Source organism: Burkholderia sp. B10, from assembly GCF_004368385.1.
GTDB lineage: Bacteria > Pseudomonadota > Gammaproteobacteria > Burkholderiales > Burkholderiaceae > Burkholderia > Burkholderia vietnamiensis.
This window is the reverse complement of record NZ_PQMX01000132.1, coordinates 1-8,248: the sequence shown is the minus strand read 5'-3', so window position 1 is coordinate 8,248 and position 8,248 is coordinate 1. Positions and strand designations below refer to the sequence as shown.

The 8,248-nt window shown below is 69.8% G+C and carries 9 protein-coding genes; 7 read left to right on the top strand and 2 right to left on the bottom strand.

Going from position 1 to position 8,248, the window contains the following annotated elements:
- Nucleotides 1-255: 255 nt before the first annotated feature.
- From C3Y15_RS30725 to C3Y15_RS30695, 7 genes are all read left to right on the top strand, one after another.
- Complete coding sequence (locus C3Y15_RS30725; protein ID WP_059461760.1) at nt 256-1,020, top strand: xylose isomerase; 765 nt, start codon at nt 256-258, stop codon at nt 1,018-1,020.
- 28 nt (nt 1,021-1,048) lie between these two features.
- Nucleotides 1,049-2,050 (top strand): sugar kinase, encoded by a 1,002-nt coding sequence (locus C3Y15_RS30720; protein ID WP_059461759.1) that lies wholly within the window; start codon nt 1,049-1,051, stop codon nt 2,048-2,050.
- A gap of 163 nt (nt 2,051-2,213) precedes the next feature.
- A complete protein-coding gene (locus tag C3Y15_RS30715; RefSeq protein WP_060043899.1) occupies nt 2,214-3,494 on the top strand; it encodes an MFS transporter in 1,281 nt (426 codons plus the stop codon).
- Nucleotides 3,495-3,499: 5 nt separating this feature from the next.
- On the top strand, nt 3,500-4,465 hold the full coding sequence (locus C3Y15_RS30710; protein WP_124259896.1) for an NAD(P)-dependent oxidoreductase: 966 nt from the start codon (nt 3,500-3,502) through the stop codon (nt 4,463-4,465).
- 301 nt (nt 4,466-4,766) lie between these two features.
- Nucleotides 4,767-5,810 (top strand): LacI family DNA-binding transcriptional regulator, encoded by a 1,044-nt coding sequence (locus tag C3Y15_RS30705; protein ID WP_011884904.1) that lies wholly within the window; start codon nt 4,767-4,769, stop codon nt 5,808-5,810.
- A 53-nt stretch (nt 5,811-5,863) separates the two neighbouring features.
- A complete protein-coding gene (locus tag C3Y15_RS30700; protein ID WP_059461758.1) occupies nt 5,864-6,652 on the top strand; it encodes a YhfC family intramembrane metalloprotease in 789 nt (262 codons plus the stop codon).
- 13 nt (nt 6,653-6,665) lie between these two features.
- Nucleotides 6,666-7,028 (top strand): DUF3022 domain-containing protein, encoded by a 363-nt coding sequence (locus C3Y15_RS30695; protein WP_011884902.1) that lies wholly within the window; start codon nt 6,666-6,668, stop codon nt 7,026-7,028.
- Between the two features lie 51 nt (nt 7,029-7,079).
- On the opposite strand, the gene C3Y15_RS30690 is transcribed toward C3Y15_RS30695, so the two are convergent.
- Both C3Y15_RS30690 and C3Y15_RS30685 read right to left on the bottom strand, forming a co-directional pair.
- Entirely contained in the window at nt 7,080-7,511 is a 432-nt protein-coding gene (locus tag C3Y15_RS30690; RefSeq protein ID WP_034193149.1) for a PGDYG domain-containing protein, read from the bottom strand.
- A 92-nt stretch (nt 7,512-7,603) separates the two neighbouring features.
- Nucleotides 7,604-8,134 carry a Spy/CpxP family protein refolding chaperone gene (locus C3Y15_RS30685; protein ID WP_011884900.1) on the bottom strand — a complete coding sequence of 177 codons (531 nt, stop codon included), beginning with the start codon at nt 8,132-8,134 and terminating at the stop codon, nt 7,604-7,606.
- Nucleotides 8,135-8,248: the final 114 nt, after the last annotated feature.

Here is an 8,248-nt window from a genome sequence, read left to right as displayed (position 1 = left end):
GGCGTCGGGATGGGCGTTCGGACAGGCACTCGGATAGGCACTCGGATAGGCACTCGGATAGGCGCGCGACCAGCCGGTCGAACAGCCTCCGGACGCTCTCCGGGAACGCCCGATGCGTGTCCAGAACCGCGCTTTCGCGCGGCAGCCGTTGCTTAGGGATTTCCTCTATGGCGTGCATGAGAAGCGAAGCGCACCATCCGTCTCAAGCAAATGGAACCGGTTCCATTCCGGTTTAAAAGGGCTGAAAGGTTAGAAATGGCAGACATCGTGATCGTGGCGAGCGCATTCGGGATGGACCGCGTGCGTACCGAGGGCCACCGGGCATTCATCGCGACGGCGGCGGCGTCCGGCGCGAGCGGTTTCGAGGTGCGCCGCGAGCTGTTCGCATCGGACGAGGACGCGACGCCCGGCGCGCTGGCCGAGCTCGGCGTGGCGGTGGCCGCGCACGGGCTGTGGTCGGTCTACTCGACGCCGGCCACGCTGTATACGGAAAGCGGTGCGCTCGATGCCGCCGCGTTGCGCGACACGCTGGTCGAAGCGGACGCGCTCGGCGCGCGCTTCGTCAAGTTCCAGCTCGGCGGCTTCGCGGGCGACGCGCACGCGGCCGACATCATTGCCCTGTCGCGCGGCGCGCGTGCCCGCGTGGTGGTCGAGAACGGCCAATTGCCGGTGGGCGGCGCGCTCGCGCAGTTTCGCGCGCTGTTCGCTGCGCTGAGCGGCGCGGGCATGCCCGATGCGCTCGGCATGACGTTCGACATCGGCAACTGGCAGTGGCCGGGCGAAGCGCCGCTCGCGTGCGCGCATGCGCTTGCGCCGCACGTGGAATACATTCATTGCAAGGCCGTGGCCGGCGCAGGCGCGCGCCGCTTCGCGGTGGCGCCGGCGCCCGGCGATGCGCTGGTCGCGGACGTGCTGGCCGCGCTGCCGCACACCGCGCCGCGCGGCATCGAGTTCCCGTTCGACGCGGCGGATCTGGCGGCCGACGCCGGCCGGCGCGTCGCGTGGCTCGCGGCCGCCTGACGCCGCCAGGATACGGAGGAGTTCACTCATGAAAGCAGCACTCGATGTCGTGACCTACGGCGAAGCGATGGCGATGTTCGTCGCCACCGAGCCCGGCCACCTCGCCCACGCGACGCAATTCACGAAACGCGTCGCCGGGGCGGACCTGAACGTAGCGATCGGGCTGTCGCGGCTCGGCTTTCGCGTCGGCTGGATGAGCCGCGTGGGCCGCGACTCGTTCGGCGGCTACGTGCTCGACACGCTCGCGCGCGAAGGCATCGACGCGTCGTGCGTGACCGTCGATCCGCAGTATCCGACCGGTTTCCAGCTGAAGTCGCGCAACGACGACGGCAGCGACCCGACCGTCGAGTATTTCCGCAAGGGCTCGGCCGCGAGCCATCTGTGCTGCGACGACTACGTGGCCGACTACGTGCTCGGTGCGCGCCACCTGCATTTGACGGGCGTCGCGCCGGCGATCTCGGCGACGTCGTGCAAGCTCGCGTTCAAGCTCGCGCGCGAGATGCGGGCGGCCGGCAAGACGATTTCGTTCGACCCGAACCTGCGCCCGACGCTGTGGCCGTCGGCGGAAGCGATGGCAACCACGCTGAACGCGCTCGCCGCGCTCGCCGACTGGGTGCTGCCGGGCCTCGCCGAAGGGCAGCAGCTCACCGGCCGCGACGCGCCGGCCGACATCGCCGGCTTCTATCTGGCGCAGGGCGCCCGCGGCGTCGTGATCAAGCTCGGCCCCGACGGCGCATACTTTCGCACGGCCGACGGCCGCGAGGGCACGGTGGCCGGCGAGCGCGTCGCGAACGTCGTCGATACGGTCGGCGCCGGCGACGGCTTCGCGGTCGGCGTGGTCAGCGCGCTGCTGGAGGGCAAGCCGATCGAGCAGGCGGTCGCACGCGGCAACCGAATCGGCGCGCTGGCGATCCAGGTGATCGGCGACTCGGAAGGCTTGCCGACCCGCGCGGCGCTCGATCGGCTCGAAGGCGCTGGCGCCGGCGCCGCGCACGCCGAGCGTCAGGAAGAAACCGTCACCGCGCAATGAGAGGCCGGCCACGGCCCGATCCGCGGAACCACTTCGTGCCAAGAGCACGGTTTTGAATGAGGCTGGACCCGGCGCCGCCGCGCCGACGCCGGTCGATTTCCGAACGACGGGAGCGGAGCCGGTATGCGACCGGCCCGCTCTGGTCACCCCAGGAGACACTCAGATGGCAGCCAACCTTGCAGTCCGACGCTGGTGGACGATCATGCCGATCGTCTTCATCACCTACAGCCTCGCTTACCTCGACCGCGCGAACTACGGGTTCGCGGCAGCGGCCGGCATCAACCAGGATCTCGGCGTCAGCAAGGGCTTGTCGTCGCTGATCGGCGCGCTGTTCTTCCTCGGCTATTTCTTCTTCCAGATTCCCGGTGCGATCTACGCGGAACGCCGCAGCGTGAAGAAGCTCGTGTTCGCGAGCCTCGTGCTGTGGGGCGCGTGCGCGGCGCTCACCGGCGTGGTCACGAACATCCCGTCGCTGATGGCGATCCGCTTCGTGCTCGGCGTCGTCGAGGCCGCGGTGATGCCGGCGATGCTGATCTACATCAGCAACTGGTTCACGAAGAACGAGCGCTCCCGCGCGAACACCTTCCTGATCCTCGGCAATCCGGTGACCGTGCTGTGGATGTCGATCGTGTCCGGTTATCTCGTCCACGAGTTCGGCTGGCGCCACATGTTCATCGCCGAAGGCGTGCCGGCGATCGTCTGGGCCGTGTGCTGGTGGTTCCTCGTGCAGGACAAGCCGGCCGACTCGCCGTGGCTCAGCGCGCAGGAAAAGCGCGACCTCGCCGCGGTGCTCGCGGCCGAGCAGGCGGCCATCAAGCCCGTGCGCAACTACGGCGAAGCGTTCCGCTCGCCGGCCGTGATCAAGCTGTGCGCGCAGTATTTCTGCTGGAGCATCGGCGTGTACGGCTTCGTGCTGTGGCTGCCGTCGATCGTCAAGAACGGTTCCGAGCTCGGGATGGTCGCGACCGGCTGGCTGTCGGCGCTGCCGTATCTCGCGGCGACGATCGCGATGCTGGTCGCATCGTGGGCGTCCGACAAGGTCGGCTCGCGGCGCGGCTTCGTCTGGCCGTTCCTGCTGGTCGGGGCTGCCGCGTTCGCCGCGTCGTACGCGCTCGGCTCGTCGCATTTCTGGATCTCGTACGCGCTGCTGGTCGTCGCCGGCGCCGCGATGTACGCGCCGTACGGCCCGTTTTTCGCGATCGTGCCGGAGCTGCTGCCGAAGAACGTCGCCGGCGGCGCAATGGCGCTGATCAACAGCATGGGCGCGCTCGGCTCGTTCGTCGGCTCGTACTTCGTCGGCTACCTGAACGGCGCGACCGGCTCGCCCCTCGCGTCGTATGCGTTCATGAGCGTCGCGCTGGTCGCCGCGGTGATCCTCACGCTGTCCGTCAAACCCCAGGCGCGCGACGTGCATCCGCTCGCGACGCCGTTGCAAGGAAAATGAAAACGATGAAGCCTCGTATCGTCGCGTACAAGCCGCTGCCCGATGACGTACTCGCGTATCTGCGCGAGCACGCCGAGGTGATCCGGGTCGACGGCGCCGACGCGCTCGCCGACGCGCTCGGCGAGGCGGACGGCGCGATCGGCGCGAGCCTGAAGATCACGCCGCAGATGCTCGATCGCGCGCCGCGGCTGAAGGCGTGGTCGACGATCTCGGTCGGCTACGACAACTTCGACGTCGCCGATCTCACGCGGCGCGGCATCGTGCTCGCGCACACGCCCGACGTGCTGACCGAATCGACCGCCGATACCGTGTTCTCGCTGATCCTCGCGTCCGCGCGCCGCGTGGTCGAGCTGGCGGAATGGGTCAAGGCCGGGCAGTGGGAGCGCAGCATCGGCCCCGAACTGTACGGCACCGACGTGCAGGGCAAGACGCTCGGCATCGTCGGGCTCGGGCGCATCGGCGGCGCGGTCGCACGCCGCGCCGCGCTCGGCTTCCGGATGCAGGTGCTGTACACCAACCGTTCGGCGCACGCCGAAGCGGAACAGCAGTACGGCGCGCGGCGCGTCACGCTCGACGAACTGCTCGCGCAGTCTGATTTCGTGTGCCTGCAGGTGCCGCTGTCGCCGCAGACGCATCATCTGATCGGCGCGGCCGAATTCGCGAAGATGAAGCGCGGTGCGATCCTGATCAACGCGTCGCGCGGCCCGGTGGTCGACGAGGCCGCGCTGATCGACGCGCTGCGCGCGGGTACGATCCGCGGCGCGGGGCTCGACGTGTTCGAGAAGGAGCCGTTGTCGGCCGACTCGCCGCTGCTGCGGATGAGCAACGTCGTCGCGCTGCCGCATATCGGCTCGGCGACGCACGAGACGCGTCATGCGATGGCGCGCTGCGCGGCGCAAAACCTGGTCGGCGCGCTGGCCGGCACGCTGCGTACGAATCTCGTCAATCCGGACGCGCTCGCGCATGCGTGAGCGCCGGCGCGTGACCGGCGGGGGCGGCGGGGGCGGATAGAGGCGGCGGTCTTGGTGCGGGAGGGCAGGCTGCGTTATGATCGCCCGCTCGTCGCATCGACGAACCGGCCGCGCGGCCGGCGGCGTGGTGCGACGGGCATCCGTGCCGGGTCCGGTGCGGCCGGCGCCATCCGGTTCAGGTGGCCGCAGCGGGCGAGCGCGCAGCACGATCGCGGCGACGCGGGCCGGGCGGCTTTCGTATCCAACAACAAAGGTCCGTCCGCAGACGAAGCGGCGCGGATCGTACGTCGCGAGGCACGACTTGAGCGATTCGCAACCTTCCACGCAGCGTCCGGCGACGATCAGCGACGTCGCCCGCGAGGCCGGCACGGGCAAGACCAGCGTTTCGCGCTATCTGAACGGCGAGACGCACGTGCTGTCCGCCGATCTGCGCCAGCGGATCGAGGCGGCGATCGCCCGCCTGAACTACCGGCCGAACCAGATGGCGCGCGGGCTGAAACGCGGCCGCAACCGGCTGCTCGGCATGCTCGCGGCCGACCTCACCAATCCGTATACCGTCGAAGTGCTGCAGGGCGTCGAGGCCGCGTGCCACGCGCTCGGCTACATGCCGCTGATCTGCCACGCCGCGAATGAAGTCGAGATGGAGCGGCGCTTCCTGCAGCTGCTCACGACCTACCGCGTCGAAGGGCTGATCGTCAACGCGCTGGGCGCCGAGGAAGACGCGCTGCGCCCGCTGCGCGGCGGCGGCATCCCGGCCGTGCTGGTCGATCGGACGGTCGAGGGCTTCGAGGCCGACCTGATCGGCCTCGACAACACCGACGCGATCGAGACGGCGCTCGCGCACCTGATCGCGCGCGGCTTCGAGGCGATCCATTTCATCGTGCAGCCGTTCGAGCGCGTCAGCTCGCGGCGTCTGCGCGAGGCCGCGTTCCGCGCGGCGCTCGACGCGCGCGGGCTGCCGGTGCCGCCGACGATCGTGCTCGACCTCAACGAGCCCGCGACCGCGGCGGCGGCGCTCGCCGACCTCGACGCGCGCGTCGACGACGCATTGCGGCGCGGTGCGCGCGCGGCGCTGTTCGCGGCGAACGGCCCGGTCGCGCTCGCGATCGCGCGCCATCTGCGCGCGCGCTTCGGCCCGGCATGGCAGGAGAAGGCCGCGCTCCTGTCGATCGACGACCCGGAGTGGGCCGAGCTGATCGGCATCACGACGATTCGCCAGCCGACCTACGAGATCGGCTACAAGGCCGTCGAATTCGTGCACGAGCGCATCGACGGCGCGGGCGGCGACGCGCGTGTCGCGCTGCTGCGCGGCGAGCTGGTCGTGCGCGCGTCGACCGCAAGCTGAGTATCATTCGGGCACGCGGCGCAGCGGGTGCGCCGCTCCGAACAAGGAAATACATGACTGTCGCCCCCGTCACGCTGGCGGTGCTGATCGCCGCCACGCTGATCATCGCGCTGCTGCCGTTCGTGCTGTTTCGTATGCTGCGCAAGCCGCTTGCGCTCGACCGCCGCGACACGATCGTCGGCGTCGCCGTCTTCACGCTGTTCGCGATGATCGTCGAACGCGCCTTCCATGGCCTCGTGCTGAGCCGCACGCCCGACGGCGGCTGGCTCACGCAGCCGCTTGCGTTCGTCGCGTACGGTGCGCTCTCGAGCGCCGTGTTCGAGGAGGTCGGCCGCTACGTCGGGATGCGCTTCCTGAGCCGCCGCTATGGGGCGTCGGCCGGCGACGGACGCGGCATCGGCTACGGGCTCGGCCATGCCGGCGCCGAAGCGTGGTTCGTCGGCGTGCTCGTGTGGGGCCAGTGGTCGTATCTCGCGTGGCTGGCGAGCCGCGGACAGCTCGAAACGCAGCTCGCGGACCTGCCGGGCGATACCGTCGTGCGGCTGCACGTGATGCTCGCGACGCTGTCGGCCCAGTCGATCCTGCTGTTGCTGCTCGAGCGCTGCGCGGCGTTCGTCGTGCAGCTGGCGCTGTCGGTGCTGGTATGGCGCGGCGTGCGCGCCGGGCGTGCGACCGTGCTGCCGCTCGCGATCGTGATGCATGCGCTGGCGCTCGCGCCGGCACTGCTGTACCAGGTGCGGGCGCTGCCGGCCGGCTGGCTCGAGGCCGTGTATTTCGTGCTGGCCGCGATGCTGGTCGCCGTGCTGATGAAAACGTGCCGGCCGCCGCGTGCGGCGGCCTGACGGGGGAGAGCGAATGGACGACTATCTGATCGAATGCCAGAGCGCCGAATTCGATGCGCTCGCGCGCGTGATCTGCGAGCTTTTTCCCGAGCAGACGCGCTTTACCGAAAGCAGCGACGAGCGCGGGCGCTTTTTGTCCGTGCAGTGGCTCGCGATGCGCTTCGGTTCGACGCCGAAACGCATGACGCTCGACATCCGCATCGTGCCGGCCGCGCTGGCGCGCTATCTGGCGCTCAGGCCGATGCAGCGCGCGCGCAGCCACGCGGTGCTGCATGCGTACACGGAAGCGATGCTCGGTTCGCTCGAGGAACGCCATGCGGCGGGCGAGGCGATCGAGCGCAATGCGGAACTCGAACTCGACGAAGACTTCGCGTGAAGGTGGACGCCGCGGGCGTGCCGGCGCGGAGCCGGTGTGCGGCGTCGGGCGTTACGCGTCGCGGTAGACCTGGGCGAAGCGCTGTGCCTGCACGACGCCGTAGTCGCCGGGCGCGTATTGCATGACCCAGTCGCCGGCGGTGCCGCGCAGCGTGTCGCCGTTTTCGGAGCGCGCGATCGTGAACGGCTCGTCCATGCGGCGGGCCAGCACCACGGCCGGGCGGTTGCGGTATGCACCGGGCGCGCCGTGCGCGAGCGCCGGATCGGCGGGCAGATACTTCACGTCGAAGCGTTCGCGCGACACGACCCAGCGGTCGCCGGTCGAGCCGGTGACCAGCGCGTCGCCCGCGACATAGCGGTTCGGACCTTCGAGGCTCATCAGTTCGCCGTCGGCCTGCGCGAATGCGACCGTGACGGTTTCGTCCTTGACGACGCGACGGGCCTGCGGGTCGGTACGCAGATCGATGTGCTTGAGTTCGAGCATGGCGGGGGAAGTGCGGGAAAAGCCGGGAGCTTATCCCGAATTCGGCGCGCCGTGTGACGCGCCGGTTCCGGCGGCAGCGGCGGCGATGGGTGTCAAGGCTGCGCGGGCGCGCTGGCGGCCGGCGCGGCGGCTGCCTTGCCTTCCCGGGGCGCGGCCTTGCCCTTGCCGCGATGCGCGCCGCCGTGGTGCAGCCAACTGCGGAACGTGGTGTCGGCCAGCGCCTTCTGGTCGGCCGGGAACGACTCGTAGAGCGGCGCGAAGGCGTCGGCGAGCTTTTTCGCGCCGTCCGCGTTCGCTTGCGCGAGCGCCGCGTACTGCTTCATGTCGTCGACCGCCGATACGTCGCGGCTTTCCATCCGTTCGCGATACAGGCGACCCATCGTGTCGCCGTTCTCGCGCATCGTGTCGGCGAAGGTTTTCCATTGCGGCTCCTGCGCCGAGGTGATCTTCAGCTGGTCGTGCAGGTACTTGATGCGTTGCTCGACGCGCGCTTCGTGGCGCGCGGCGCGCTGTTCGGCGCTGGGCGCCGACGCGGCGGGCATCGAGGCCGGTTGCGGCTGGCTTTGCGCGAAGGCGCCGGCGGCCGCGGCGAGCATCGCAAGGGTGAGCGAGATTTTCTTCATGATGGGCTCTCCGGGGTGGTGTCGTGCGAGCGGGCGCGGGCGCGCATCTCGCATCGCCCGATATTAGTAGCACGTCGGCTGCAACCCGGCAGTGAAAGCGACACTTGCTTACAT

Coding starts and splice junctions, on each gene's coding strand:
- C3Y15_RS30725 (WP_059461760.1), top strand. CDS start 256: ATGGCAGACATCGTGATCGTGGCGAGCGCATTCGGGATGGACCGCGTG.
- C3Y15_RS30720 (WP_059461759.1), top strand. CDS start 1,049: ATGAAAGCAGCACTCGATGTCGTGACCTACGGCGAAGCGATGGCGATG.
- C3Y15_RS30715 (WP_060043899.1), top strand. CDS start 2,214: ATGGCAGCCAACCTTGCAGTCCGACGCTGGTGGACGATCATGCCGATC.
- C3Y15_RS30710 (WP_124259896.1), top strand. CDS start 3,500: ATGAAGCCTCGTATCGTCGCGTACAAGCCGCTGCCCGATGACGTACTC.
- C3Y15_RS30700 (WP_059461758.1), top strand. CDS start 5,864: ATGACTGTCGCCCCCGTCACGCTGGCGGTGCTGATCGCCGCCACGCTG.
- C3Y15_RS30695 (WP_011884902.1), top strand. CDS start 6,666: ATGGACGACTATCTGATCGAATGCCAGAGCGCCGAATTCGATGCGCTC.
- C3Y15_RS30690 (WP_034193149.1), bottom strand. CDS start 7,511: ATGCTCGAACTCAAGCACATCGATCTGCGTACCGACCCGCAGGCCCGT.
- C3Y15_RS30685 (WP_011884900.1), bottom strand. CDS start 8,134: ATGAAGAAAATCTCGCTCACCCTTGCGATGCTCGCCGCGGCCGCCGGC.